The sequence below is a fragment of the Streptomyces sp. NPDC008137 genome (assembly GCF_042957035.1).
Classification (GTDB): domain Bacteria; phylum Actinomycetota; class Actinomycetes; order Streptomycetales; family Streptomycetaceae; genus Streptomyces.
In genome coordinates this window covers 77041-103978 of sequence record NZ_JBIBHN010000009.1, presented here as the reverse complement: position 1 = coordinate 103978, position 26938 = coordinate 77041, and the positions used below count along the sequence as shown (strand labels likewise).

The following is a 26938-nucleotide window of genomic DNA, read 5'->3' as shown; positions in this document are numbered from 1 at the left end:
CGGGGACGCACTCACCGCACTCACCGCACAGACCACACGCATCACACGAGCAGGCAGCACCACGGGGGCGAAGGGGAGGGGAAGCAGCCATGGCTTCGGAGCAGATCCGCCGCTGGGAGTCGGGAGCGCTGGCGCACGCCGTGACGGATCCCTTCGGACAGGGCCCCGTTCCATGGCTGCGCGGCACCGTCACGTACTTCGACGACACCGGCCAGGTCGTCCCCTGGTACGTGGACCTGGACGCGCCCCACGCCCCGAGGAAGTCCGCCCGCTCCAACGGCCCCCGCGCCGCCGACGACGTCAACCGCCAGATCAAGGGCTTCACCTCCACCGGCGCGGTCGCGCCCGGCGAGGCCATCGACTTCCACATCACGGTCGATCCGCCCCAGGAGTTCGGCGTCGACATCTACCGCATCGGCCACTACGGCGGTGACGGCGCCGCCAAGATCACGACCAGCCCGCGGCTGTCCGGCATCGTCCAGCCCGCGCCGCTCACCGCGGACCGTACGGTCTCCTGCCACCACTGGTGGCTGTCCTGGCGGCTCCAGGTCCCGTCGTACTGGAACATCGGCGCGTACGTCGCCGTCCTCACCACCGCCGGCGGCTACCGCTCCCACGTCCCGTTCACGGTCCGCCACGACCAGCCCGCCGACCTGCTCCTCGTCCTGCCCGACATCACCTGGCAGGCGTACAACCTCTACCCGGAGGACGGCCGCACCGGCGCCAGCCTCTACCACGCCTGGGACGACGAGGGCCGGTTACTGGGCGAGTCGGAGGCGGCCACGACGGTCTCCTTCGACCGCCCGTACGCGGGCGCGGGCCTCCCCCTCCACGTCGGCCACGCCTACGACTTCATCCGCTGGGCCGAGCGCTACGGCTACGACATCGCCTACGCCACGGCGAGCGACCTGCACGCGGGCCGCGTCGATCCCACCCACTACCGCGGCCTGGTCTTCCCGGGTCACGACGAGTACTGGTCGGCGGCCATGCGCGGCAGTGTGGAGCGCGCCCGTGACGCCGGCACCTCGCTCGTCTTCCTCTCCGCCAACTCCATGTACTGGCAGGTGGAACTGGGCCCCTCCCCGTCCGGCGTCCCCGACCGCCTGCTGACCTGCCGCAAACGCAGGGGCCCCGGCAAGCCGGTGCTGTGGCGGGAGATCGACCGGGCGGAGCAGCAGCTCATCGGCATCCAGTACGCGGGGCACGTCCCGGAGCCACAGCCCCTGATCGTGCGCAACGCCGATCACTGGCTGTGGGAGGCGACCGGCGCGCACGAGGGCGACGAGATCACCGACCTGGTCGCGGGCGAGGCCGACCGCTACTTCCCGCGCACCCCGCTGCCCGAGCACGAGGAGCGCGTGCTGCTCGCGCACTCCCCGTACACCGACAAGGAAGGCGCCCGGCGCCACCAGGAGACCTCCCTCTACCGCGCACCCTCCGGCGCCTGGGTCTTCGCATCCGGAACGTTCGCCTGGACCCCGGCCCTGGACCGCCCGGGCCACGTCGAACCCCGTATCCAGCGCGCCACCGCGAATCTCCTGGACCGCATCTGCAAACGCGACTGACCCGCTGTCCGCGATCACCCGCATATACGGGAGAATCAAGCCATTGGACAGAACCACGGGGAGGCACCGTGTCCGGATTCGTCGAAAAGCCCGAGCCGATCCAGGTCCCGGGTCTGGTACATCTGCACACCGGCAAGGTGCGCGAGCTGTACCGGAACGAGGCGGGCGACCTCGTGATGGTCGCCAGCGACCGCATCTCCGCCTACGACTGGGTGCTGCCGACCGAGATCCCGGACAAGGGCCGGGTCCTCACCCAGCTCTCCCTGTGGTGGTTCGACCAGCTCGCCGACCTGGCCCCGAACCACGTCTTGAGCACCGAACTGCCCGCCGGCGCCCCGGCCGACTGGGCGGGCCGCACGCTGGTCTGCAAGTCGCTCCAGATGGTCCCCGTGGAGTGCGTGGCCCGCGGTTACCTCACCGGCTCGGGCCTGGTCGAGTACAACGAGTCCCGCACGGTCTGCGGCCTCGCCCTCCCCGAGGGCCTGGTCGACGGCAGCGAACTGCCCGCGCCGATCTTCACCCCGGCCACCAAGGCCGCCGTCGGCGAGCACGACGAGAACGTCTCCTACGAGGAGGTCGCCCGCCAGGTCGGCGCGGACACCGCGGCCCGGCTGCGCCAGGCGACCCTCGCCGTCTACGCCCGGGGGCGGGACATCGCCCGGGAGCGGGGCATCATCCTCGCGGACACGAAGTTCGAGTTCGGCTTCGACGGCGACGACCTGGTCCTGGCGGACGAGGTCCTCACCGCGGACTCCTCCCGTTTCTGGCCGGCCGACCGGTGGCAGCCGGGCCGCGCGCAGCCGTCGTACGACAAGCAGTTCGTCCGTGACTGGCTGACCTCGGCGGAGTCCGGCTGGGACCGCAAGAGCGAGCAGCCCCCGCCGGCGCTGCCGCAGCAGGTCGTCGACGCCACCCGCGCCAAGTACGTGGAGGCGTACGAGCGCCTGACGGGCCTGACCTGGGCCTGAGACACAGAGAAGCCCCCCGGCCGGAACCGGGGGGCTTCTCGCTGGAGCGAACGACGAGGTTCGAACTCGCGACCTCAACCTTGGCAAGGTTGCGCTCTACCAACTGAGCTACGTTCGCATGCGCCGTGGTACGAGAACCACTATACCCAACCTCGCTCCCGTGCGAGCCGCACCGCCGCATGCCGGTTCTCCGCCCCGAGCTTCGAGACCGCCGACGACAGATAGTTCCGTACGGTCCCCTGCGACAGCGCGGCCCGCTCGGCGATCTCCGCCACGGGCGCCCCGTCGGCGGCGAGTTCCAGCACCTCGGCCTCCCGCGCGGTCAGCGGAGAGTCCCCGGCGGCGATCGCGTCGGCGGCCAACTCCGGGTCGACGTAACGGTTGCCGGCGTGCACGGTACGAATGAGTTCCGCGAGCCGCTGCGCGCTCACGGTCTTCGGTACGAACCCCCGCACCCCGGCCTCCAGCGCCCGTTTCAGATGCCCGGGCCGCCCGTGACTGGTGACGATGAGCACCTTGCAGCCGGGCAGTTCGGAGCGCAGGGTTGTGGCGACCTTCACACCGTCGGCGCCGGGCATCTGGAGATCCAGCACCGCGACGTCGGGCTCGTGCGCCCGGGCCATCGCCATCGCCTCCGGCCCGGTGGCCGCCTCGGCGACGACCATGAGGTCGTCCTCCAGCGACAGCAGCGCGGCGAGCGCCCCACGGATGAGGTGCTCGTCGTCGGCGAGCAGCAGCCGCACGGGCTCTACGACGGTCATGGTGTGACCTCTCTCACAGGGCCCACGGTGGCGGCGGATGCCGGGCCAGAGCGGTCAGCGGCACCACGCGGCCTTGGGCCCGCCGCCGACGGCAGCGGAATCTCCGCCGTCAGCCGGAACAGCCCCCGCCCCGCGGGCCCGGCCTCCAACGTCCCGTCGATCTCCGCCAGCCGCTCCCGCAATCCGGCAAGTCCCGAGCCGGAAGAGCCGGAAGAGCCGGAAGTGTCAGAAGAGCCGGAAGTGCCAGAAGGGCCAGAAGGGCCAGAAGTGCCAGAAGGGCCAGAAGGGCCAGAAGGGCCGGAAGTGCCAGAAGAGCCCGACGCCCCGGCAGCCGTGAACACCCCGTCGCTCTCCACCCCGTCGTTCTCCACCGACAGCACCACGCACCCCTCCCCCTCCTCCTCCCCTTCCTCCACCCGCAACCGCACTGCACACCGCCGCGCGTCCCCGTGCCGCAGGACATTCGTCGCGGCCTCCCGCACCACCCACCCCAGGGCGGACTGCACCGGCACCGGCAGCCCGGCCGCCGTCGCCCCGCTCACCGTGCAGTCGATGCCGGCCGCGGCCAGCACCCCCTGCGCCCCGGCGAGTTCCGCCCCGAGATCGGCCTCGCGGTAGCCGCGGACGACCTCCCGCACCTCACGCTGTGACTCGTGCGCGAGCCGCTGCACCTCGACCATCTGCGCCACGGCCTCCGGCCGTCCCCGCTGCGCCAGCTGCACGGCCAGTTCGCTCTTGAGCGCGATCACGGCGAGGTTCCGCCCCATGACGTCGTGCAGATCACGCCCGAACCTGAGCCGCTCCTCGGCGACGGCGAGCCGGGTCCGGGTCTCGCGGGCCTCGTCGAGTTCGTAGACGATGTTGAGCAGCCACACGGAGACGACGGCCGTGAAGGCGAGCAGCCCGCCGGCGAACAGCGCGATCACCGTCGTGAAGAGCGATTCGCCCAGTGAGGCGCCCCGAGTGAACGCGACGAGCCAGGAGACCGTCGCGAAGCCCACGACGATCGCGAACACCTGCCGCCGCTCGCGGACGCCGAGGGCGATGGTGCCGACACCGATGATGCCGACGATGTGGAGGGCCCCGCCCGCGGCGGTGTCCACGCTCTCGCCGCCCGGCCCGTGGTCGGCGATGCCGATCACGACGGCGCACACCGCGGCGGTCACGGCGGCCAGCGTCCACAGCAGCCGTACGGGCTGCGGCCGCCTGCCGCGCGTCCAGTCCAGCGCCCGCGACACGGTGACGTAGCAGACCGCGGCATGCGCACCGGCCAGGAGCAGCATCCCGGCCCCGAGCCACGCTCCCATCGGGAGGGCCATGATCCCGATCATGACGAACTCGGTCACCGCGAAGGACTGGAAGGACCACCGCGTATACGTCTCGACCTTCTCCGGCGTCGTCTGCCGCCGCCACCACCCACCCGGCCCGCGCATCAGCCCGTCCCTCCCCCTAGGTCAGCGCCGCGGTTCCCAGCGGAACCACCGCCGTACAGCAAACACCGACACCACGATCCAGGCCACCGCCGTCGCCACGGCGCCCAGCGTCTCGTACGCCGAGAGGTCGCCGGTCCAGCCGCCGCGCACCAGGGTGACGACGGGCGTCAGCGGCAGCAGTTCGCACAGGGAGGCCAGCCGGTCCGGCAGCAGCTCCAGCGGAAAGAACATGCCCGAGCCCATCACCGAGACGACCAGCAGCGGCATGGGTGTGACCTGCGCGCTCTCGCCGGTCCGGGTGAAACCGGCGGTGACTCCGGCGAGGGCCGCGCACAGCACGAGCCCCAACAACAGGCCCACGACGGCCAGATGGGGCGCGGACGGCGCGGACATGTCCAGCAGCACGGTGCAGCCCGCCGCGAGCAGCAGGCACTGCACGAGCCCGGTGACCGCGGCGGGCACGGCGGAGCCGGCCAGGATCTCGGCGTCCCGCAGCTCACCGGTGCGCAGCCGTTTGAGGACGAGTTCCTCACGCCGGACGACGAAGACGCCGACGAGCACCGAGTAGACGGCGAACAGCAGGGAGAAGCCGACCGCGGCGGGCAGCACCAGGGTGCCGGCGTTCAGCCCCGCCTCCGCGAGATCCATCTCCTGGGCCGCCGACCGCACGCTGACCGGCATCACCAGCGGCACGAACAACGCGGCGACGAGCGCGCCCCTGCTCCGCCCCAGCAGGGTCAGCTCGGCGCGGGCGAGTGCCGCCATGCGGCTCATCGGTGTGGTGCCCGCGGCTCTCGTGCCGGTCGCCGGGTGGGGCGTGGTGCGGGGCGTCGGGTGGGTGGCACTCATGCCGCGTACTCCTTCGTCGTCCCGGCCGGGGTCCGCCCCGCCGAGGCCTCCTTGGCGATCCTGAGGAACGCCTCCTCCAGGGAGGCCGACCGCACGTCCAGGCGGCGCAGTTCCACCCGGGCCCGCTCGGCCCACAGCAGCAGCCCGGTGGCCGCGCGCTGCAGTTCATGGGTCCGGAGCCGGACGATCCGGCCGTCGGTCTCGTGCCCGGTCACGCCCAGTTCCCCGAGCGGCGGCAGATCGCCCACGAAGTAGCCGTCGGGCAGGTCGAAGGAGATCCGCGACGGCTCGGCGGCGGTCACCTCGGCCGGGGTGCCGCTGGTGGCGATACGGCCCTCGTGCATGATCGCCAGCCGGTCGGCGAGGCTCTCGGCCTCCTCCAGGTAGTGCGTGGTCAGCAGCACCGTCGTGCCGCCGTCGCGCAGCGCGCTCACCAACTCCCACGTCTCCCGGCGGCCTTCGACGTCCAGTCCGGTGGTCGGCTCGTCCAGGAAGAGCACCTCGGGGTGGCCCAGCAGGGCGAGCGCCAGATCCAGGCGGCGCCGCTGCCCGCCGGACAACTGCTTGACCCGGACACCGGCCTTCGACTCCAGTCCGACCAGCGCGAGGGCCTCCGCCGGCGGCCGGGCCCCGCTCACGCACCCCGCCCACATCCGCGTGGTCTCCGCGACGGTGAGCTCGGACGGGAAGCCGCCTTCCTGGAGCATCACGCCGGTGCGGGGCCGGACGAGGGCCCGCTCGGTGTACGGATCGTGCCCGAGGACCCGCACCCGGCCGCCCTCCGGCGCCGCGAGTCCCTCCAGCAGTTCGACGGTCGACGTCTTGCCCGCGCCGTTGGTGCCCAGCAGCGCGAAGATCTCCCCGCGACGTACGGAAAAGCTGATTCCGCTCACCGCCTCGAACCCGCCCCCGTAGACACGCCGCAGGTCAGTGACCTCAATCACGTGTTCGCGTCCGTTGTTTTCCATGCCTTCAGAGTTCCGCCCCGGCGGGCCGCTCAGCAGTGCGCTGTGTCATCACTCGGCATGACAAATGTCAGACAAGCCTGTGATGGACACGAAAAGACCCCGGTCCTGAAGGACCGGGGTCTCATTCCCGAGCGGACGACGAGGTTCGAACTCGCGACCTCAACCTTGGCAAGGTTGCGCTCTACCAGCTGAGCTACGTCCGCAATTGCCCCCGATCGGCTCTCACCGATCGGTGCGGGCACCAGCCTACCTGATCCACAGGAGTGGTCGGTACGGTGATGCAGAGCGGGTGACAGGAATCGCACACTGCGCCTTCCCCCTGGAAGGGGGATGTTCTACTACTGAACTACACCCGCGTGTTTCCGTGAGCTGGGCCTTTCGGCCTCGCCCCTCGGCGTGCTCCAGACTCTAACTGATCAGCCCGGGTGCTGCGCAAGTCGGTTGCCGCGAGGGGCGGATGGCCGGCGGTCGGCCGGGGCTCAGCGGGCCGTCACTGGGCGGCCGTGAACGCCTCGTAGACCTTCTTGGGGATGCGCCCGCGCGCGGGGACGTCCATCTTGTTGGCCTGGGCCCAGGCCCGTACGGCCGAGGGGTCGGGGGCGACCTCCGTCTGCCGGTACGCCTTGCCCGAGCGGGACCGCTTGCGGCCGGCCTCCACGTAAGGCGCGAGCGCCTTCCGCAGTTCGTCGGCATTGCCTTCGTTCAGGTCGATCTCGTACGACTTGCCGTCCAGTCCGAAAGCGATCGTTTCCGCCGCTTCCGAGCCGTCGATGTCGTCAAAGAGAGTGACCACGACCTTCTGCGCCACGAATATCGGTCCCTTCCTGCGGCACTTGCCAATTCATTTGTACAGTGCCGTGCAATGCATTGTTGACACCGACTAAATCCTTCCGCGTGTCCGAACGCAATAGGTTTCGGGTGACGACCCGGAATCTTTCCTGGAAATTTTCGTGTGCGGACCCGTCGATGCGGGATCGTGATGACCGTCACGTAGCTTCCTACAAGTCGACGCGCGTAGAAATTTTGTGCGGGTAGTCTGAAACCACTGCAGGAACCTGCTCAGCACCACACCACCGGGAGTGCACGTGGCACGCGTCGTAGTCGACGTCATGCTCAAGCCGGAGATCCTCGACCCCCAGGGCCAGGCGGTGCAGCGCGCACTGCCGCGGCTGGGTTTCGAGGGGATCTCGGACGTCCGCCAGGGAAAGCGTTTCGAACTGGAAGTTGACGGGCCGGTCGACGAGGCCGCCCTCGCCCGCATTCACGATCTTGCGGAGTCCTTCCTCGCGAACACCGTGATCGAGGACTTCACCGTCCGGGTCGAGGAAGTCGCGGAGGCCGTGAAGTGACCGCTCGTATTGGCGTGGTCACTTTTCCCGGCAGTCTGGACGACCGGGACACGCAGCGCGCGATCCGGGTCGCGGGCGCCGAGCCGGTCGCCCTCTGGCACAAGGACAAGGACCTCAAGCAGGTCGACGCCGTGGTGTTGTGCGGTGGTTTCTCCTACGGCGACTATCTGCGCGCCGGGGCCATCGCCCGTTTCTCGCCGGTGATGGAGCCCCTGCTGGAGCAGGCGAAGGCCGGTCTGCCGGTGCTCGGCATCTGCAACGGCTTCCAGATCCTCACCGAGGCCCATCTGCTGCCGGGCACGATGCTGCGCAACGACCACCTGCACTTCATCTGCCGTGACCAGAAGCTGCGCGTGGAGAACGCCGAGACCTCCTGGACCACCGACTACACGGCCGGCCAGGAGATCCACATCCCGCTGAAGAACAACGACGGGCAGTACGTGGCCGACGCGTACACGCTCGACCAGCTGGAGGCCGAGGGCCGCGTCGCCTTCCGGTACCTGGACTTCAACCCCAACGGCTCGCAGCGGGACATCGCCGGCGTCACCAACGCGGCCGGAAACGTGGTCGGCCTCATGCCGCACCCCGAGCACGCCGTCGAGCAGCTGATCGGTACGGGCCGTACCGACGGCCTGCCGTTCTTCACCTCGATCCTCAAGAAGCTGGTCAACGCATGAGCCGGACGCCTCTGGACACGGTCGAGCACGCGGCCGAGACCCCCGACGTCGAGCTGCCCTGGGCCGAACTCGGTCTGAAGAAGGACGAGTACGAGCGGGTCGTGGAGATCCTCGGCCGCCGGCCCACCGGTGCCGAGCTCGCCATGTACTCCGTCATGTGGTCCGAGCACTGCTCGTACAAGTCGTCGAAGGTGCACCTGCGCCAGTTCGGCGAGAAGGCGCCCCAGTCGGACGCCCTCCTCGTCGGCATCGGCGAGAACGCCGGTGTGGTGGACGTCGGCCAGGGCTACGCGGTCACCTTCAAGGTCGAGTCGCACAACCACCCCTCGTACGTGGAGCCCTACCAGGGCGCGGCCACGGGTGTCGGCGGCATCGTCCGCGACATCATCGCCATGGGTGCGCGGCCCGTCGCCGTGGTCGACCCGCTGCGCTTCGGCGCTGCCGACCACCCCGACACCAAGCGGGTGCTGCCCGGTGTCGTCGCCGGCATCGGCGGCTACGGCAACTGCCTGGGCCTGCCCAACATCGGCGGCGAGGTCGTCTTCGACTCCTGCTACCAGGGCAACCCGCTGGTCAACGCCGGTGCCATCGGCGTCATGCGGCACGAGGACATCCACCTGGCGAAGGCGTCCGGCGCGGGCAACAAGGTCATCCTCTACGGGGCCCGGACCGGCGGCGACGGCATCGGCGGCGCCTCGATCCTGGCGAGCGAGACCTTCGACGACGCGAAGCCCTCCAAGCGGCCCGCCGTCCAGGTCGGCGACCCCTTCCAGGAGAAGCTCCTCATCGAGTGCACCCTGGAGGCCTTCCGGGAGAAGCTGGTCGTCGGCATCCAGGATCTCGGCGCGGCGGGCCTGTCCTGCGCGACGAGCGAGCTGGCGTCGAACGGCTCGGGCGGCATGCGCGTGACGCTGGACGACGTACCCCTGCGTGACTCGACTCTCTCGCCCGAGGAGATCCTCATGAGCGAGTCGCAGGAGCGCATGTGCGCGGTCGTCGAGCCGGAGAAGGTCGACCGCTTCCTGGAGATCTGCGAGAAGTGGGACGTCATCGCCACCGTCATCGGTGAGGTGACCGACGGCGACCGCCTGGAGATCTACTGGCACGGCGGAAAGATCGTCGACGTCGATCCGCGCACGGTCGCGCACGAGGGCCCGGTCTACGAGCGCCCGTACGCCCGCCCGTCCTGGCAGGACACGCTCCAGGCCGACGACGCGAACAAGCTGCCCCGGCCGGCGACGTCCGAGGAGCTGAAGGACCAGGTCCTGAAGCTCGTCGGCTCCCCGAACCAGGCCTCCAAGTCCTGGATCACCAGCCAGTACGACCACTTCGTGCAGGGCAACACCGTCCTCGCCCAGCCCGAGGACTCCGGCATGATCCGGATCGACGAGGAGTCCGGCCTCGGCGTGGCCATCGCCACGGACGGCAACGGCCGGTACGCCAAGCTCGACCCGTACCACGGCGCCCAGCTGGCGCTGGCGGAGGCGTACCGCAACGTCGCCACGACCGGCGCGAAGCCGCTCGCCGTCTCCGACTGCCTGAACTTCGGCTCGCCCGAGGACCCGGCGGTGATGTGGCAGTTCGCGGAGGCCGTGCGCGGTCTGGCGGACGCCTGTCAGCAGCTGGGCACCCCGGTGACCGGCGGCAACGTCTCCCTCTACAACCAGACGGGCGAGGCCGCCATCCACCCGACCCCGGTGGTCGCCGTCCTCGGCGTGATCGACGACGTGGCCCGCCGCACGCCGGTCGCCTTCCAGGAGGAGGGGCAGCTGCTCTACCTTCTCGGCGACACGCGTGAGGAGTTCGGCGGTTCGGCCTGGTCCCAGGTCGTGCACGACCACCTCGGCGGCCTGCCGCCCAAGGTCGACCTGGAGCGCGAGCGGCTGCTCGCCGAGATCCTGATCGCCGCCTCCCGCGACGGCATGATCGACTCCGCGCACGACCTGTCCGACGGCGGTCTGATCCAGGCCGTCGTCGAGTCGGCGCTGCTGGGCGGCAAGGGAGCCCGCCTGATCGTCCCGGACGGTCTGGACGCCTTCACCTTCCTCTTCTCCGAGTCGGCGGGCCGCGCGGTCGTGGCCGTGCCGCGCTCGGAGGAGTTGCGCTTCAACGACATGTGCGGTGCGCGGGGCCTCCCGGTCACCCGCATCGGTGTCGTCGACGGCGACTCGGTGGACGTCCAGGGCGAGTTCGCGCTCCCGCTGTCCGAGCTGCGCGAGACGCACGAGGCGACGATCCCGGCGCTGCTGGCGTAAGCCGGCCGTACGTCACGAGGCCCCCGTCCGGTTCGCCGGACGGGGGCCTCGGCGTGTCCCGGGGCCGTGATCGGGGCCGTGATCGGGGCCGCGAACGGATTCGACGGTTGCACGTAATTACGTAGTTCCGTAATACTGGAGGAGTGGAACTCGAAGAACGTGTAGCCGACCTGGAACGCCGTCTGGCGGCCCTGGAAGGCGCCCCCAGCACCGGCCCGCGCCTCGAAGGGGGCGACTTCTGGGCCCTGAACGGGCTGCGGGAGCAACTCTCCGAGCTGGGAGCCACCGACGGCGGCATCCTCTACACCGGCTCCGTGCGCCTGCCGACGGGCGAGCCGTACGCGTGGCAGATGGGAGCCCTGACCGAGGGGCTGCTGGAGGAGGACTGGACGGCGGCCGCCGAGTCGTTCGCGGCGCTCGGCCACCCGGTCCGGCTCCGGCTGCTCCGCGAGATCCTCGGCGGCCGGCGCACCGCGGCCGAACTCGCCGAGCTGGACGAGGTCGGCACGACCGGCCAGATCTACCACCACCTGCGCCAGCTCACCGGCACCGGCTGGCTGCACACGACCGGCCGGGGCCGCTACGAGGTGCCCGACCAGCGCGTCGTGCCGCTGCTGGTGGCGGTATCGACGGCGCGACCGTAGACGAACCGGGGGCAGGATGTCCGCACGCAAGATCGGCACGGTGGCCTTCCAGTGCCTCCAGCTGGCCTTCATCGGCCTGGTGATCGCCCATATCGGCTTCGGCTGGGGCTACCCCATCCTGTGGAACTGCCTGCTGCTGCTCCTCGCGTACGCCGTCATCACCGTCGCCAACCGGTGGGGCGGCGCCCCCGACAGCCCGCGCCGGGCCCGGGAACCCCTTGAGGTCGCCGCGCCCGTGACCGGCCGCTGGACCGCGCTGAACAGCCCGGCCGACCGCACCCCGAGCCACGGCATCCACACCCACGGGCAGACATACGCCATCGACATCCTCGCCGAGCCCGAGCCGGGCGCCCGCCCCGCCTTCCGCCCGCTGTGGCCGCTCGCCCGCCGCCCCGAGGACTTCCCGGCCTTCGGCGCCGAGATCCTCGCGGTCGCCGACGCCACGGTCGTACGGGCGGTCGACGGGCAGCGCGACCACCTCAGCCGCAACTCGCTGCTCGGGCTGGTGTACCTGATCCTCGTCGAGGGCTCGGTACGAGAGATGTCCGGCATCCGCCGCGTCCTCGGCAACCACATCGTCCTGGACCTCGGCAACGGCACCTACGCCGCCTACGCCCACCTCCAGCGCGGCTCCCTCACCGTCCACGAGGGCGACCGCGTCCGGGCCGGACAGCCGCTCGCCCGCTGCGGCAACTCCGGCAACTCCTCCGAGCCGCACCTCCACTTCCAGCTCATGGACGGCCCCGACCCGGACGCGGCCCGGGGCGCCCCCTTCACCTGGACCGGCATCGGAGTGCCCGCCAACGGCCAGACCTTCGAGGCACCCCCGACTGTCACAGCCCCCGCCTAGGCTGATCCCCATGCCCCCGGCCAAGAAGCGCCCCCGCGCCTACGACCCCGCCAAGACCCGGACCGCCGTGCTCGCCCAGTTCGGGAACATACGCCGGGCCGTGGGCGCCCTCGGCCCGGACCGGCTGGACCTGCCCACGCGCCTCGGCGACTGGACCGTGCGCGAGCTGGCCGCGCACTGCGCCATGGCCCTGGACGCCGTGGACCGGCTGCTCGGGGAGCCCGAGCCCGCGCGGCAGGACGGCCGGTTGCTCGACTGGCCGTTCGCCATAGCCGACGACGCCCCCGCCATCGCCGACACCGCCCGCCGCCTGGTCGAGGAGCACCCGGACCTCGACGCCCACTTCGCCGCCGCCGAGCACAGCTTCACCACGCACCTCGACGCGCACCCCGCCGGCCGGCTGCTCCCCACCGGCGCGGGCGCCCTGCCCCTCGCCGACTACGTCGTCACACGCACCGTCGAACTCGTCGTCCACACCGACGACCTCAACACCGCCGTCCCCGGCCTGGACATCCCCTACGACCGTCAGGCCCTGGCCGCCTGCACCCGGCTGCTCGCCGACGCGCTCGCCGCCAAGGCGCCCGGCGGCTCCACGGAGGTGCGGGTGCCGCCGTACGCGGTGGTGCAGTGCGTGGAGGGTCCGAGGCACACCCGGGGCACCCCGCCCAACGTCGTCGAGACGGACCCGCTGACCTGGATCCGGCTGGCGACCGGCCGGCTGACCTGGAAGCAGGCGCTCCAGGACGCCCGGGTCAGCGCGAGCGGCGAGCGGGCCGACCTGGAGGCGTACCTGCCCGTGATGAGCTGAGGGGAACCGATCCCCCCGGTTGCCCCGTCGAAGTGGCATGGACAGGCAGAAGCAGCGCATGACCCTGACGGCCGCCGCCATGCTCGTCCCGCTCATGGCGGCCTGCGGCAGTGAGAAGGCGGACAGCGGCAGCGGTTCGGTCGGTGCCGACAAGCCGGCGGTCACCGGCATGCGGTGGAGCGTGGACAGCGTCACCGCGGACGGAAAGACCCAGAAGGCACCCACCGGCACCCACATGACCATCGACAAGGGCCGGGCCGAGGGCAGCCTCGGCTGCAACAACTTCGGCGCCGACGCCACCGTCGACGGCGACCGCGTCCGGCTCAGCAAGACCAGGGCCACGGAGATGGCCTGCGAGAACAAGCCCATGGCCTTCGAGACTGCCCTCGCCCGCACCCTCTCCGACCAGGAGTTCGAGGCGAAGGTGGACGGCGACCGCCTCACCCTCACCACCGACAAGGGCGACACCGTCCGGCTCACCAAGGCCAAGGACGCCGAGCTGAGCGGCACCAAGTGGACCGTCACGACGCCGGAGGCCGACGGCCGCGCCCACCTCACCTTCGACGAGAAGAAGGGCACCGTCTCCGGAAGCCTCGGCTGCAACAAGGTGAACGCCAAGGCCACCGTGCGCGACGGCAATATCACCCTGGGCCCCCCGGCCACGACCCGAATGATGTGCGAAGACTCACTCATGGCCGACGAGAAGACCCTGCTGCGACTTTTCGACGGGGAGCTGAAGTACGGAGTCGATCATCAGACTCTTACGCTGACCAGCAAGAACGGCACGAGTGTGCGAGCCGTCGCCGGACAGTGATCCACCAAAAAGTCCGGAATCCCCAATTCGGACCAGTGGTCGACCTCGCCTACACTCGATGGCGTGCCACGTGGTGACGGACGACTCAACCACGACCTGCTCCCCGGTGAGAAGGGCCCCCAGGACGCTTGTGGCGTCTTCGGTGTCTGGGCTCCGGGCGAAGAGGTCGCCAAGCTCACGTACTTCGGGCTCTACGCCCTCCAGCATCGAGGCCAGGAATCCGCGGGAATCGCGGTCAGCAACGGCTCTCAGATCCTTGTCTTCAAGGACATGGGCCTGGTCTCCCAGGTCTTCGACGAAACCTCCCTCGGCTCGCTCCAGGGACACATCGCGGTCGGACACGCCCGCTACTCGACCACCGGCGCCTCCGTGTGGGAGAACGCCCAGCCGACGTTCCGTGCCACCGGGCACGGCTCCATCGCGCTCGGCCACAACGGCAACCTGGTCAACACCGCCCAGCTCGCCGAGATGGTCGCCGACCTGCCCAAGCAGGAGGGCGGCCGCACCCCGCGCGTCGCGGCGACCAACGACACCGACCTGCTCACCGCGCTCCTCGCGGCCCAGGTCGACGAGGACGGCAAGCCGCTGACCATCGAGGACGCGGCCCATCGCGTCCTCCCGCAGGTCAAGGGCGCCTTCTCCCTCGTCTTCATGGACGAGCACACGCTGTACGCGGGCCGCGACCCGCAGGGCATCCGCCCGCTGGTCCTCGGCCGCCTGGAGCGCGGCTGGGTCGTGGCCTCCGAGTCCGCGGCCCTCGACATCTGCGGCGCCAGCTATGTCCGCGAGATCGAGCCGGGCGAGTTCGTCGCCATCGACGAGAACGGCCTGCGTTCCTCCCGATTCGCGGAAGCGAAGCCCAAGGGCTGTGTCTTCGAATACGTGTACCTGGCCCGCCCGGACACGGACATCGCCGGCCGGAACGTCTACCTCTCCCGCGTGGAGATGGGCCGCAAGCTCGCCAAGGAAGCCCCGGTCGACGCCGACCTCGTCATAGCGACCCCGGAGTCCGGCACCCCCGCCGCCATCGGCTACGCGGAGGCGTCCGGCATCCCCTTCGGCTCGGGCCTGGTGAAGAACGCCTACGTGGGCCGCACCTTCATCCAGCCCTCACAGACCATCCGCCAACTCGGCATCCGTCTGAAGCTGAATCCCCTCAAGGAAGTCATCAAGGGCAAGCGCCTGGTCGTCGTGGACGACTCGATCGTGCGCGGCAACACGCAGCGGGCCCTGGTCCGCATGCTGCGCGAGGCGGGCGCCGCCGAGGTCCACATCCGGATCTCCTCGCCGCCCGTGAAGTGGCCCTGCTTCTTCGGCATCGACTTCGCCACCCGCGCCGAGCTCATCGCCAACGGCATGACCGTGGACGAGATCGGCACCTCGATGGGCGCCGACTCCCTGGCGTACATCTCCATCGACGGCATGATCGAGGCGACCACCATCGCCAAGCCGAACCTGTGCCGTGCCTGCTTCGACGGCGAGTACCCGATGGAGCTGCCGGACCCGGAGCTGCTCGGCAAGCAGCTCCTGGAGACCGAGCTGGCCGCGGGTCCTGCCGCCACGGCCGCCGCCGACGCGATCCGCCGCCCGTAGCCGGCCCGTCACACCTGCCGTACGACACGAAGGTTCTCATCAGCCATGTCTGAGACACCCATCGCCGAGGGCGGCGCCAGCTACGCAGCCGCGGGCGTCGACATCGAAGCGGGCGACCGCGCCGTAGAACTCATGAAGGAGTGGGTGAAGAAGGCGCAGCGCCCCGAGGTCCTCGGCGGCCTCGGCGGCTTCGCCGGCCTCTTCGACGCCTCCGCCCTGAAGAACTACGAGCGTCCCCTGCTCGCCTCCGCCACGGACGGCGTCGGCACCAAGGTCGACATCGCCCGCCAGCTCGGGATCTACGACACGATCGGCCACGACCTGGTCGCCATGGTCATGGACGACATCGTGGTCTGCGGCGCCGAGCCGCTGTTCATGACCGACTACATCTGCGTCGGCAAGGTCCACCCCGAGCGTGTCGCCGCCATCGTCAAGGGCATCGCCGAGGGCTGTGTGCTGGCCGGCTGCGCCCTGGTCGGCGGCGAGACCGCCGAGCACCCGGGCCTGCTGGGCGCGGACGACTTCGACGTCGCCGGAGCCGGCACGGGTGTCGTGGAGGCCGACCGGCTGCTCGGCGCGGATCGTATCCGTACGGGTGACGCGGTGATCGCCATGGCGGCCTCCGGTCTTCACTCGAACGGGTACTCCCTCGTCCGGCATGTCCTGCTGAACCAGGCGGGCCTCGCGCTGGACAGCCACATCGAGGAGCTCGGCCGCACCCTCGGCGAGGAACTGCTGGAGCCGACGAAGATCTACTCGCTGGACTGCCTGGCCCTGATGCGCACCACCGAGGTGCACGCCTTCAGCCACATCACCGGCGGCGGACTCGCGGCCAACCTCGCCCGGGTGATCCCGGACGGGCTGCACGCGATCGTCGACCGCTCCACCTGGACCCCGGCCCCGATCTTCGACCTCGTCGGCCGGACCGGTCAGGTCGAGCGCCTGGAGCTGGAGAAGACCCTGAACATGGGCGTGGGCATGATCGCGATCGTGCCGCAGGAGTCCACGGACGTGGCCCTGACGACCCTGGCCGACCGCGGCGTGGACGCCTGGGTGGCAGGGGAGATCACGGACCGGGGCGAGCACACCACCGGCGCCGCCCTGATCGGTGACTACGCGAGCTGAGGCACGGGGGTCATGATCCTGTGGGCAGCACAGAACCCGGTCGGTGACCGGAGTCACCGACCGGGTAAGTGCTCAGTGCAGGGTCAAGCGCCGCGACGGTGTCGTGAGGACTGGTCGTCCTCATCTTCGTCGTCGTCCTCATAGAGGTCGGCGTACCGTGCGTACAGGTCCTCGTCCTGATCATCGTCCTCGACCACCGGCTCGCCGTTAGGCGGCTGCGGATTCGAAGGCGATGCACCCAGCTCCTCGGCCAGGCGTGAGAGGTCAGTCCCACCGCTGTTGTACTTCAGCTGGCGGGCGACCTTCGTCTGCTTGGCCTTGGCCCGGCCGCGCCCCATGGCTCGACCCCCTCAACGACGGGGCTCGACGGCCCCAGAGTCTTGACACGCGTTCATGGTCCGGAACGGACTCTCCGCGGAGAGACCGTGTCCGTAGGGCTTCCACGGTACCTGAGCCCGCGCCCATACGGTACGTCGCCCGCATGACGTGCCCGCGCCCAGGACCCTCGAGGCGCCCCGTCCTCGCTGGTCAACCGCGATTTTAACCACTTATCGGCGGTCGACCCGCCGGTAGAAGTGAGAGTTCTCTCTAACTGCCCACCGACGGGTACCGGCCAAACGTACGAGACCTCTCCGGGTCGGTCCCGTGTCCGCTCCGGTTCAGCGTGCCCGGCGGGCCATGGCCGCGTCGTGCATCCGCTGCTCGGCGATCCGGTCGGCCGCGGCGGCCGGCGGAATACCGTCCTCCTTCGCACGTGCGAATATGGCCAGCGTCGTGTCGTAGATCTTCGACGCCTTCGCCTTGCACCGCTCGAAGTCGAAGCCGTGCAGTTCGTCGGCCACCTGGATGACACCGCCGGCGTTCACCACGTAGTCCGGCGCGTAGAGGATCCCGCGGTCGGCGAGGTCCTTCTCCACACCCGGGTGGGCGAGCTGGTTGTTGGCGGCGCCGCAGACCACCTCGGCGGTCAGTACGGGCACGGTGTCGTCGTCGAGGGCGCCGCCCAGCGCGCAGGGGGCGTAGATGCCCAGCCCGTCGACCCGGATCAGCTCGTCGGTGTCCTTGACGGCGATCACGTCCCGGTGCCGTTCGGTGATCCGCCGCACCGCGTCCTCGCGCACGTCCGTGACGAAGACCTCGGCGCCCTCCTTCACCAGGTGCTCCACCAGGTGGTGGCCGACCTTGCCGACACCGGCGATGCCGATCCGCTTGGCGCGCAGCGTCGGGTCGCCCCACAGGTGCTGGGCGGAGGCGCGCATGCCCTGGTAGACGCCGTAGGCGGTGAGGACGGAGGAGTCCCCGGCGCCGCCGTTCTCGGGGGAGCGGCCGGTCGTCCAGCGGCACTCGCGGGCCACGACGTCCATGTCGGCGACATACGTACCGACGTCGCAGGCGGTGACGTAGCGCCCGCCGAGGGAGGCCACGAAGCGGCCGTAGGCGAGCAGCAGCTCCTCGCTCTTGATCCGCTCCGGGTCGCCGATGATCACGGCCTTGCCGCCGCCGTGGTCGAGACCGGCCATGGCGTTCTTGTACGACATCCCGCGCGCGAGGTTCAGCGCGTCGGCGACGGCCTCCGCCTCACTGGCGTACGGGTAGAAGCGCGTACCGCCGAGCGCGGGGCCCAGGGCGGTGGAGTGGAGGGCGATGACGGCCTTGAGGCCGCTCGCGCGGTCCTGGCAGAGCACGACTTGCTCATGACCCCCCTGGTCCGAGTGGAACAGGGTGTGCAGTACATCAGCAGGCGCGCCGGCTACGTCGGTCACTGTGGTGACTCCTGAGTAAGTTGCGGCGGGTGGGGCTGGGCTCCCGTATGGGTGGCGGAAGCTGTTGAGCATGAGATTAGGGCCTGGTGCGCCAGACGGCGGCACCCCGCACAGGATCCCCTCCGTGCGGAGTACACCCGTGCGACGATTTGCATAGTCTTCCCGTGCGTTCGTGAGTGGTTCCGCAGGTTTTCGCGACGGAGCGCGGGGGAGGGAGCAGGCGTGCCCAAGGTGTCCTCGGTGATCGTCCCCTACGCGACCTATCTGCGCGTGTACGAACCGCTGGCCGCCTTCCCCGAACCGGAGCGCGGCCACTGGGCCCGCTACGCGCGTCGTACGGACCGACCCTCGTACCAGGACGAACTGCGTCGCGCCCTGGCCGACTTGGCGCCCACCCCGCCGGTCCCGGTGCCGGTGCACGAGAGCGAGGACGCCTTCGTGCTCGATGTCGACGGCGTCGTCTGCGTCTGCCCCTGGCGCACCAGGCTGCGCGGCTGGCAGGCCCTGGACGACCTCTCCGAGGAGCTCCCGCAGCCCGTCCTGGACGCGGTCCTGCCGCCCTTCCTGCGGAACCAGGCCGCCCAGGACTACGAGCGCTGGCTGGCGATCAACCCGGACGCCCGCCCGTGGATCCGCACGGCGACCTGGCAGGTGCCGATCAACTGGTTCGTGCTGGTCTCCGACGAGGAGCGTGAGTACGACAAGGGCGACTCTGTCGACAGCCCGCCCGTGCTGCGCTACCGCACGCCGATGGTCCAGGCCCGGCGGCGCGTGGCCCGGGGCCTCAAGGCCCTGAAGGAGGCCATGGACGAGGGGCCGCTGATCGACGGCCTGGTGGACGTCGGGCGCTGGCTGGAGGAGTTCCACCCGCGCTCGCTCGTGGAGCTGGACTACGGCGGTCTGGTGCACGCCGTGCCGGCCGGGGCGCTGGAGGACGATCACTCGGCGGCGGACGTGGCCGAGGGGATCGCCGCGCTGCGCCGGGGCGACGGGACGGCCGCGGGGGCGGCGTACGCGCGGCTGGTGGAGCGGTGGCGTTCCGTGCGGGATCTTCGGTCGGCCAACTGACCCCTGACCTTGTGATCCCTACGGACGGCTCGCGGTCGGTAACGAACTGACGTTTGACGAACCGCCCGATTTGAGGTTTTGTCCTCGCACCGACTTCCTGAAGCGGACTGTGCTTTTCCTGAGGATTCGTCAACAAGGGACGTACGGCCCGATCCGGGCGTACCTCCCAAGTTGGCCAAGCGTGACGGACTACACGTACGTGGCTCTTGCGCCCCTTGCCCCTCCTCATGCCAAAATAGGACAAGGAGTCCGGGGGGCTCCTTCCGTCCCGTAGTGCTGCACTGTGGGCGGAATCTCAGCATTGCACGCTTTGGGGGGTCTCGTGACTCCTGATCGCCGCTGTGACTGATCGTCACAGCGGCGTGACTGTCCGCTATGGCATGGTCCATCGGCTTCCGTCGCTGATGAACACCTGGAGGGGCAATTCCATCGGTTTGGCCGACGCGGCTGGACAGATGGTGTAGTTGTAGTGCCGAGGACAAGCCGTTCGTCCTATAACCGACTCGACTCGCGTCCGCCATTTCGGGCAACGCGGGTCAAGGTGCAGAATTTAGAGGAAAGAACCGAGAAGGTTCGGTTCTCCCGAGGAGGCCGCTCATGACCGCTCGCACCCCTGATGCCGAGCCGCTGCTGACCCCGGCTGAGGTCGCCACCATGTTCCGCGTGGACCCGAAGACGGTCACGCGGTGGGCGAAGGCCGGCAAGCTCACGTCGATCCGCACGCTCGGCGGGCATCGGCGCTACCGCGAGGCTGAGGTCCGCGCTCTGCTCGCGGGTATTCCGCAGCAGCGCAGCGAGGCCTGAACAATTGAATACCGGACAAACCGGCTGGTCCCCCACTGGCCGCGGCGTCCGGAACCCTAGCTCCAAGCGACGCGGGTCCTGCCCCAACAGGCCCCACGCCCAAGCCAGTCAGAGCTTCGCAGGCATGTAACAGGGTGCGTCGTAGATCGCGTTGGACTCCGCCGGGTCCAGCGCGATCTTTTTTGTGCGCCGACCACCGGTCTGCCGGGCCTGCTGTGAGTGGCCTTGTCGGAGTCTGGGGAGGGGTGTCGGATCTCCTGTGCGCGGCACCTCGGGGTGGAGTGCAATTGCACATATTAAATTGACCTGTTGTAGGTGGGGGGTAAGTACCGCACTTTCCAAAACTCATGCGGTGACACCCGTCACATACCAAGCGGCTTGTTAGCTCTGACGCCGGTGCGGTAGAGGAGCCTCCGGCTCCACCGTCCCGCGCTCGGACGGGTGTTGAGGCCGGCCTGGCACGGACTCCATCACCAGCCGCAGCAGCCGGTGGCAGATCGGGCAGTGGCGTGTGAGGTGCCGGTACGACGACGCGGCCGACAGGTGCGCGCGGAGCAGGGCCCGCGTCTCGTGCCTGGCCGATGCCGCCATACGCCACCTCCAGAGGCCGCACGGGAACGTCCCTGGTTTCTGGGTACCGAGCGAATGAGGGGCCGTCAAGGCGGCGTGGGGGAGCTCTGGGGGCTCTACGGAGGTCAGGACACACAAAAGAGCCCGGATCCGAAGATCCGGGCTCTCTCCCCGCGGCCTTGACGCGTATGAGAAAGGGCCCGCGTCCCTTGCGGGATGCGGGCCCTGCTCACTTCACTGCGGTCCTGACGGGATTTGAACCCGCGGCCTCCACCTTGACAGGGTGGCGAGCACTCCAAACTGCTCCACAGGACCAGGTTTCGCGGCGCTATTCGTGCGTTGCGCTGCGAGAAGAGACTGTACAGGAGGGGTGGGGCCCTGCGCGAACTCACCCAACGCGCACGGGCGATTACGGGACTTCCGCGTCGATCGCCTTGACGATCCGCTTGTCGGAGACGGGGTACGCCGTGCCCAGCGCGTGGGCGAAGTAGCTGACCCGGAGCTCCTCGATCATCCAGCGGATGTCCAGGACCGACGACGGCACCGGGCGGCCCTGCGGCATCTGCTCCAGCAGCCAGGCGTACTCGTCCTGCATCTCGTGGACCTTCTGCATCCGCGTGGTGTCCCGCTGGACGTTCGCCGGCATCTGCTGCAGCCGCCGGTCCGCCGCCACCAGATAGCGCATCAGATCCGGCTGGCGCCGCAGCCCCGCCTCCGTCACGAAGCCCGGCTTCACGAGGGCGTCCAGCTGCCCCCGCACGTCCTGGAGGTTCGGCAGCAGCGCGGGGCTGCGTACGCCCTTCAGGCGGCGTTCACAGGCCTGCCAGGCGGCCAGGACCTGCTGCACCTGGCCCACCGTACGGACCGTGGTGTCGACGATCTCCGCGCGGACCTTGTCGTACAGCTTCCGGTAGGACTCCTCGTCCCACGCCGGCCCGCCGAAGTCCCCGATCAGCTTGTCGGCGGCCGCCATCGCGCAGTCGTCGAACAGGCCCTGGATGGAGCCGTGCGGATTCGCGGACAGCGCCAGCTTCTGCGCGTTCGTCAGCTTCTCGGAGGCGAACTTCGCCGGGTTCACCGGGATGTTGCGCAGGATCAGGCGGCGCGTGCCCTTCCACATGGCCTGCGCCTGCTCCGCCTCCGTGTCGAAGAGGCGTACGGAGACCGTGTCGCCGTCGTCGACCAGCGCCGGATACGCCTTCACCGGCTGGCCGGCCCGCCGGGTCTCGAAGACGCGGGTGAGCGTGCCGATCGTCCAGTCGGTGAGGCCCTTGCGCTCCAGGGACTCGCCGCCCTGGCGCTCGGCGGTGGCCGCCGCGGCCTGGGAGAGGGCCTTGCGGGCCTTCGGCCGCAGCCGCAGCTTCAGCGCTTCCAGGTCCTTGTCCTCCGCGAGCTTGCGACGCCGCTCATCGACGATCCGGAACGTGACCTTGAGGTGGTCGGGGACCTTGGACCAGTCGAAGTCGTCCGCCTCGAAGGGCACGCCGACCCTGCGCTTCAGTTCGCGGGCCATGGTCGTCGTGAGCGGCTCCTGGAGCGGAACCGCGCTGTCCAGGAACGCCTGCGCGTGGTTCGGCGCGGGGACGTAGTGGCGGCGGATCGGCTTCGGCAGGGACCGGATCAGCTCCGTGACGACCTCTTCCCGCAGGCCCGGGATCTGCCAGTCGAAGCCCTCGTCCGTGACCTGGTTGAGGACCTGGAGCGGGATGTGGACGGTCACGCCGTCGGCGTCCGCGCCCGGCTCGAACTGGTACGTCACGCGGAACTTGAGGTTCCCCTGGCGCCAGGAGTCCGGGTAGTCAGCCTTGCTGACCTCGCCCGCCTTCTCGTTGATGAGCATCTCGCGCTCGAAGTCGAGGAAGTCGGGCTGCTCGTGCCGCTTGCGCTTCCACCAGGAGTCGAAGTGGGCGCCGGAGACGACGTGTTCGGGGATCTTCTGGTCGTAGAAGTCGAACAGCGTCTCGTCGTCGACCAGGATGTCCCGGCGCCGGGCCCGGTGCTCCAGCTCCTCCACCTCGGTGAGGAGGCGGCGGTTGTCCGAGAAGAACTTGTGGTGCGTGCGCCAGTCGCCCTCGACGAGCGCGTTCCGGATGAACAGCTCGCGGCTGACCTCCGGGTCGATCCGGCCGTAGTTGACCTTCCGCTGCGCCACGATCGGAACGCCGTACAGCGTGACCTTCTCGTACGCCATCACCGCTGCCTGGTCCTTCTCCCAGTGCGGCTCGCTGTAGGTGCGCTTGAGGAGGTGGGCGGCGAGGGGTTCGACCCACTCGGGCTCGATCTTCGCGTTGACGCGGGCCCAGAGGCGGGACGTCTCGACGAGTTCGGCGGACATGACGAAGCGCGGGGGCTTCTTGAAGAGGGCCGAGCCCGGGAAGACGGCGAACTTGGCGTTGCGGGCGCCCAGGTACTCGTTCTTCCCCGTGTTTCGCCCGCCCTCGCCGCCGGTCTCCTTCACGTCCTTCATGCCGACGTGGGAGAGCAGGCCCGCGAGGAGGGAGACGTGGATGCGGTCGTCCGGGGCGTCGTCCTCGTTGAGGTGGATGCCCATCTGCTTCGCGACCGTGCGCAACTGCGAGTAGATGTCCTGCCATTCGCGGATGCGAAGGAAGTTGAGGTACTCCTGCTTGCACATCCGGCGGAAGGAGGACGAGCCCCGCTCCTTCTGCTGCTCGCGGACGTAGCGCCAGAGGTTGAGGAAGGCCAGGAAGTCGCTGGTCTCGTCCTTGAAACGGGCGTGCTGCTGGTCCGCCTGCGCCTGTTTGTCGGCGGGGCGCTCGCGCGGATCCTGGATGGACAGCGCGGCGGCTATGACCATGACCTCGCGGACACAGCCGTTCCGGTCGGCCTCCAGCACCATGCGGGCCAGCCGCGGGTCGACGGGCAGCTGGGCGAGCTTGCGGCCGGTCTGCGTGAGCCGCTTGCGGATGTCCTTCTGGGCCGGGTCGAAGGCGCCGAGCTCCTGGAGGAGCTGCACGCCGTCGCGGATGTTGCGGTGGTCCGGCGGGTCGATGAAGGGGAACTTCTCGATGTCGCCGAGGCCGGCCGCGGTCATCTGCAGGATGACGGAGGCGAGGTTCGTACGGAGGATCTCCGCGTCCGTGAACTCCGGGCGGGCCTCGAAGTCGTCCTCGCTGTAGAGGCGGATGCAGATGCCGTCGGACGTACGGCCGCAGCGGCCTTTGCGCTGGTTGGCGCTGGCCTGGGAGACCGGCTCGATGGGCAGGCGCTGGACCTTGGTGCGGTGGCTGTAGCGGGAGATCCGCGCGAAGCCCGGGTCGATGACGTACTTGATGCCCGGGACGGTGAGGGAGGTCTCGGCGACGTTGGTCGCCAGAACGATCCTGCGTCCGGTGTGCGGCTGGAAGACGCGGTGCTGCTCGGCGTGCGACAGCCGGGCGTAGAGGGGCAGGATCTCGGTGAATCTGTACTGCTTCTTCGTGAGCGCGTCGGCGGTGTCCCGGATCTCCCGCTCGCCGGAGAGGAAGACGAGGATGTCGCCCTTGCCCTCCTTCTGGAGTTCCTCCACGGCGTCGGTGATCGCGGTGATCTGGTCGCGGTCGGCGTCGTCGGAGTCCTCTTCGAGGAGCGGCCGGTAGCGCACTTCCACGGGGTACGTACGGCCGCTGACCTCGATGATCGGGGCGTCGCCGAAGTGCCGGGAGAAGCGCTCGGGGTCGATGGTGGCCGAGGTGATGACGACCTTGAGGTCGGGCCGTTTCGGCAGCAGCTGGGCGAGGTAGCCCAGCAGGAAGTCGATGTTGAGGGACCGCTCGTGGGCCTCGTCGATGATGATCGTGTCGTAGGCGCGCAGCTCGCGGTCGGTCTGGATCTCGGCGAGCAGGATGCCGTCCGTCATCAGCTTGACGAAGGTGGCCTCCGGGTCGACCTGGTCGGTGAAACGGACCTTCCAGCCGACGGTCTCGCCGAGCGGGGTGTCCAGCTCCTCCGCCACGCGCTCGGCGACCGTGCGGGCGGCGATACGACGGGGCTGGGTGTGCCCGATCATGCCGCGGACGCCCCGCCCGAGCTCCATGCAGATCTTCGGGATCTGCGTGGTCTTCCCGGAACCGGTCTCACCGGCGACAATCACGACCTGGTGGTCGCGGATGGCGTCGGCGATCGTGTCCTTCTTCTGGCTGACCGGCAGCTGCTCGGGGTACGTGACCTCGGGCACCCGGGCGCGCCGCCCCGCCATGCGCTCCTCTGCCTTGGCGACCTCCGCCTCGATCTCGGCGAGCACGGCGGCCTGGGCCTCCGGCTTACGGATCTTGCGCGCACCTTCGAGCCTGCGGCCGAGCCGGTGCGCGTCGCGCAGGGAAAGCTCGGTCAGGCGGGGGGCGAGGGCGCCGAGGGCGGGGGCGGGGTGCGTAGACATACGGGATCCAGGATCTCATCCCCGGGAAATCCGTGGCGAACGGTTTTGGCCCGCGGCCCGTTGCCCGCTCTCTGCGGCACGGAGTGAGGCTTGACCGTTTCTCGTTCTGGCGGGGATTGCATGGCGGAGAGGCCGTACGGCAGTCGCTCACGATGGGAGGGCCTCCCGTCCCATGTCCAAAGCCACCGAAGTCCTGATCGTGGGTGCCGGTCCCACCGGTCTGATGCTCGCCGGAGACCTCGCCGCGGCGGGCGTCTCCGTCACCGTGCTCGAGCGCCGCACGGAGCGGTCGCGGCTGACCCGAGCCTTCGCGGTCCATGCCCGGACGCTCGAGCTGCTGGACGCCCGGGGCATCGCCGACGAACTCGTCGCCGGCGGTGTCCAGATCGGCAAGCTCCAGATGATCGGGGACGCGCAGCTGGATCTGAGGCGGCTGCCGAGTCGATTCCCCTACATGCTGCTGACCCCGCAGTACGCGACCGAGGCGGTGCTGGCGCAACGCGCCGAGGCGCTCGGGGCCGAGGTGGTGACCGGCGCGGAGGTCACCGGGATCGAGCAGGACGCCGACGGGGTGAGCGTGACCGTGCGCCGGTCCGACGGCACATCGGAGGCCCGGCGTGCCGCTTACCTGGTCGGCGCGGACGGCATGAACAGCATCGTGCGCCGGGCGCTGGGGTTTCCGTTCCCCGGCCGGGCTGCCCTGCGCTCGGTGATGCTCGCCGACGTCCGGCTGACCCTGCCGCAGTCCATGCCGGTGGCGAACGCGGTCCGCGAGGGGATCGCGTTCGTCTCCCCGCTGGGCGACGGCTGGCACCGGGTGGTCGCCTGGGACCGTGGCAGGCAGCTGCCGGTCGAGGCGCCTCTCGATCTGGAGGAGGTGCGGACGATCACCCGCAAGGCCCTCGGGACCGACTTCGGCATGCACGATCCGCGCTGGCTCTCCCGCTTCCAGACCGACGAGCGCCAGGTGCCGCGGTACCGGCTGGGGCGGGTGCTGCTCGCGGGCGATGCCGCGCATGTGCACTCTCCGGCGGGCGGCCAGGGCATGAACACAGGTCTCCAGGACGCCGCCAATCTGGCGTGGCGGCTGGCGGCGGTGGTGCGCGGATGGGCACCGGAGGGGCTGCTCGACGGGTATCAGGCCGAGCGGCACCCGATCGGGCGGGAGGTGATCCGGGACAGCGGCAGGATGATGCGACTGGCGCTGATCCATTCGCCCGTGCTGAGCACCGCCATGAACCTGCTCTCGCGCGCCGCCGCGGCCATTCCACCGGTGGCGGACCGTCTGGCTGCCATGGCGACGGGCATCGCCATCTCCTACCCGGCACCCTCCGGCACCCACCCCAGCACCGGCCGTCGCGCTCCCGACCTGGAGCTGGTGCCGAGCCCCGGCACCAGCTCCCCGGGGCGGCTGTACGAGGCCCTGCGCGCCTGCCGTTTCGTGCTCGTCAGCCGGTTTCCCGATCTGACGGGCTGGGAGGACCGGACGATCACCGTCACCCCGGCGGCCGGCACCAAGGCCCCGGCAGTGCTGCTGGTCCGCCCGGACGGCTACATCGCCTGGGCCGCGGACGACCACGACCACGACGCGCTGCTGACTGCCCTGACCACCTGGGTCGGCCCTCGGCAGGACGTGCCGTCGACATGAGCCATGACACGACTGAGCCCCTCTCCGGCGATGCTGGAGAGGGGCTCA

General features: G+C 69.9%; 23 protein-coding genes and 4 tRNA genes. 14 read left to right on the top strand and 13 right to left on the bottom strand.

Annotated features, from left to right (window positions below; translation table 11 throughout):
- Window positions 1-89 precede the first annotated feature (89 nt).
- Together ACFZBT_RS17330 and ACFZBT_RS17325 are read left to right on the top strand one after the other, a co-directional pair.
- The gene (locus tag ACFZBT_RS17330) at window positions 90-1565 is read left to right on the top strand and encodes a N,N-dimethylformamidase beta subunit family domain-containing protein (RefSeq protein ID WP_391103929.1); all 1476 of its coding nucleotides are present in this window, start codon (window positions 90-92) and stop codon (window positions 1563-1565) included.
- Between the two features lie 68 nt (window positions 1566-1633).
- Complete coding sequence (locus tag ACFZBT_RS17325) at window positions 1634-2533, top strand: phosphoribosylaminoimidazolesuccinocarboxamide synthase (protein ID WP_391103927.1); 900 nt, start codon at window positions 1634-1636, stop codon at window positions 2531-2533.
- Between the two features lie 42 nt (window positions 2534-2575).
- Here the strand turns inward: ACFZBT_RS17325 and ACFZBT_RS17320 are convergent.
- The 8 genes from ACFZBT_RS17320 to ACFZBT_RS17285 all read right to left on the bottom strand — a co-directional run bounded on the left by ACFZBT_RS17320 (window position 2576) and on the right by ACFZBT_RS17285 (window position 7352).
- Window positions 2576-2651 (bottom strand) — tRNA-Gly (locus ACFZBT_RS17320).
- A 22-nt stretch (window positions 2652-2673) separates the two neighbouring features.
- Window positions 2674-3294, bottom strand: a complete 621-nt coding sequence (locus ACFZBT_RS17315) for a response regulator (protein ID WP_391103925.1) — start codon at window positions 3292-3294, stop codon at window positions 2674-2676.
- Window positions 3291-4727 carry a histidine kinase gene (locus ACFZBT_RS17310; RefSeq protein ID WP_391103923.1) on the bottom strand — a complete coding sequence of 479 codons (1437 nt, stop codon included), beginning with the start codon at window positions 4725-4727 and terminating at the stop codon, window positions 3291-3293. Before ACFZBT_RS17310 ends, ACFZBT_RS17315 begins: the two co-directional genes overlap by 4 nt.
- 21 nt (window positions 4728-4748) lie before the next feature.
- Window positions 4749-5576 (bottom strand): ABC transporter permease, encoded by an 828-nt coding sequence (locus tag ACFZBT_RS17305; RefSeq protein WP_391103921.1) that lies wholly within the window; start codon window positions 5574-5576, stop codon window positions 4749-4751.
- A complete protein-coding gene (locus ACFZBT_RS17300; RefSeq protein WP_391103918.1) occupies window positions 5573-6544 on the bottom strand; it encodes an ATP-binding cassette domain-containing protein in 972 nt (323 codons plus the stop codon). The genes ACFZBT_RS17305 and ACFZBT_RS17300 overlap by 4 nt, the downstream gene beginning before the upstream one ends.
- A 130-nt stretch (window positions 6545-6674) precedes the next feature.
- Window positions 6675-6747, bottom strand: a tRNA-Gly gene (locus ACFZBT_RS17295).
- A gap of 81 nt (window positions 6748-6828) precedes the next feature.
- Window positions 6829-6900, bottom strand: a tRNA-Gly gene (locus ACFZBT_RS17290).
- A gap of 134 nt (window positions 6901-7034) precedes the next feature.
- Window positions 7035-7352, bottom strand: a complete 318-nt coding sequence (locus ACFZBT_RS17285) for an Lsr2 family protein (protein WP_215120453.1) — start codon at window positions 7350-7352, stop codon at window positions 7035-7037.
- A 277-nt stretch (window positions 7353-7629) separates the two neighbouring features.
- On the opposite strand from ACFZBT_RS17285, the gene purS reads away from it, so the two are divergent.
- From purS to purM, 9 genes are all read left to right on the top strand, one after another.
- Entirely contained in the window at window positions 7630-7893 is a 264-nt protein-coding gene (purS, locus tag ACFZBT_RS17280) for a phosphoribosylformylglycinamidine synthase subunit PurS (RefSeq protein WP_010045045.1), read from the top strand.
- Window positions 7890-8570 (top strand): phosphoribosylformylglycinamidine synthase subunit PurQ, encoded by a 681-nt coding sequence (gene purQ / locus ACFZBT_RS17275; protein WP_193483504.1) that lies wholly within the window; start codon window positions 7890-7892, stop codon window positions 8568-8570. The genes purS and purQ overlap by 4 nt, the downstream gene beginning before the upstream one ends.
- Complete coding sequence (purL, locus tag ACFZBT_RS17270) at window positions 8567-10825, top strand: phosphoribosylformylglycinamidine synthase subunit PurL (RefSeq protein ID WP_391103917.1); 2259 nt, start codon at window positions 8567-8569, stop codon at window positions 10823-10825. The genes purQ and purL overlap by 4 nt, the downstream gene beginning before the upstream one ends.
- Before the next feature lie 143 nt (window positions 10826-10968).
- The gene (locus ACFZBT_RS17265; protein ID WP_391103916.1) at window positions 10969-11469 is read left to right on the top strand and encodes a helix-turn-helix domain-containing protein; all 501 of its coding nucleotides are present in this window, start codon (window positions 10969-10971) and stop codon (window positions 11467-11469) included.
- Between the two features lie 16 nt (window positions 11470-11485).
- Window positions 11486-12319, top strand: coding sequence for a peptidoglycan DD-metalloendopeptidase family protein (locus ACFZBT_RS17260; protein ID WP_391103915.1), 834 nt, complete (start codon window positions 11486-11488; stop codon window positions 12317-12319).
- A 10-nt stretch (window positions 12320-12329) separates the two neighbouring features.
- The gene (locus tag ACFZBT_RS17255) at window positions 12330-13127 is read left to right on the top strand and encodes a sterol carrier family protein (protein WP_391103913.1); all 798 of its coding nucleotides are present in this window, start codon (window positions 12330-12332) and stop codon (window positions 13125-13127) included.
- 37 nt (window positions 13128-13164) lie between these two features.
- Window positions 13165-13941 (top strand): META domain-containing protein, encoded by a 777-nt coding sequence (locus ACFZBT_RS17250; protein ID WP_391103911.1) that lies wholly within the window; start codon window positions 13165-13167, stop codon window positions 13939-13941.
- Window positions 13942-14004: 63 nt separating this feature from the next.
- Window positions 14005-15534 carry an amidophosphoribosyltransferase gene (gene purF, locus ACFZBT_RS17245; protein WP_189727322.1) on the top strand — a complete coding sequence of 510 codons (1530 nt, stop codon included), beginning with the start codon at window positions 14005-14007 and terminating at the stop codon, window positions 15532-15534.
- Window positions 15535-15579: 45 nt separating this feature from the next.
- Complete coding sequence (gene purM, locus ACFZBT_RS17240) at window positions 15580-16659, top strand: phosphoribosylformylglycinamidine cyclo-ligase (RefSeq protein ID WP_391103908.1); 1080 nt, start codon at window positions 15580-15582, stop codon at window positions 16657-16659.
- A gap of 83 nt (window positions 16660-16742) precedes the next feature.
- Here the strand turns inward: purM and ACFZBT_RS17235 are convergent, their stop codons facing one another.
- Both ACFZBT_RS17235 and ACFZBT_RS17230 read right to left on the bottom strand, forming a co-directional pair.
- Window positions 16743-16997 (bottom strand): DUF3073 family protein, encoded by a 255-nt coding sequence (locus ACFZBT_RS17235; RefSeq protein ID WP_391103906.1) that lies wholly within the window; start codon window positions 16995-16997, stop codon window positions 16743-16745.
- Between the two features lie 321 nt (window positions 16998-17318).
- On the bottom strand, window positions 17319-18422 hold the full coding sequence (locus tag ACFZBT_RS17230; protein ID WP_391103904.1) for a Glu/Leu/Phe/Val dehydrogenase dimerization domain-containing protein: 1104 nt from the start codon (window positions 18420-18422) through the stop codon (window positions 17319-17321).
- A 222-nt stretch (window positions 18423-18644) separates the two neighbouring features.
- On the opposite strand from ACFZBT_RS17230, the gene ACFZBT_RS17225 reads away from it, so the two are divergent.
- Window positions 18645-19490 carry a hypothetical protein gene (locus ACFZBT_RS17225; protein ID WP_391103901.1) on the top strand — a complete coding sequence of 282 codons (846 nt, stop codon included), beginning with the start codon at window positions 18645-18647 and terminating at the stop codon, window positions 19488-19490.
- Window positions 19491-20087: 597 nt separating this feature from the next.
- Entirely contained in the window at window positions 20088-20294 is a 207-nt protein-coding gene (gene bldC / locus ACFZBT_RS17220) for a developmental transcriptional regulator BldC (protein ID WP_003949541.1), read from the top strand.
- A gap of 381 nt (window positions 20295-20675) precedes the next feature.
- On the opposite strand, the gene ACFZBT_RS17215 is transcribed toward bldC, so the two are convergent.
- The 3 genes from ACFZBT_RS17215 to hrpA form a co-directional block, all read right to left on the bottom strand.
- Window positions 20676-20885, bottom strand: a complete 210-nt coding sequence (locus ACFZBT_RS17215) for a DUF6274 family protein (protein WP_391103899.1) — start codon at window positions 20883-20885, stop codon at window positions 20676-20678.
- 219 nt (window positions 20886-21104) lie between these two features.
- Window positions 21105-21179: transfer RNA gene (locus ACFZBT_RS17210), tRNA-Asp, on the bottom strand.
- 94 nt (window positions 21180-21273) lie between these two features.
- Window positions 21274-25242 carry an ATP-dependent RNA helicase HrpA gene (hrpA, locus tag ACFZBT_RS17205; protein WP_391103897.1) on the bottom strand — a complete coding sequence of 1323 codons (3969 nt, stop codon included), beginning with the start codon at window positions 25240-25242 and terminating at the stop codon, window positions 21274-21276.
- Between the two features lie 172 nt (window positions 25243-25414).
- Here hrpA and ACFZBT_RS17200 point away from each other — a divergent pair, with 172 nt between their 5' ends.
- Window positions 25415-26890 (top strand): FAD-dependent monooxygenase, encoded by a 1476-nt coding sequence (locus tag ACFZBT_RS17200; RefSeq protein WP_391103894.1) that lies wholly within the window; start codon window positions 25415-25417, stop codon window positions 26888-26890.
- The last annotated feature ends 48 nt before the right edge of the window (window positions 26891-26938 follow it).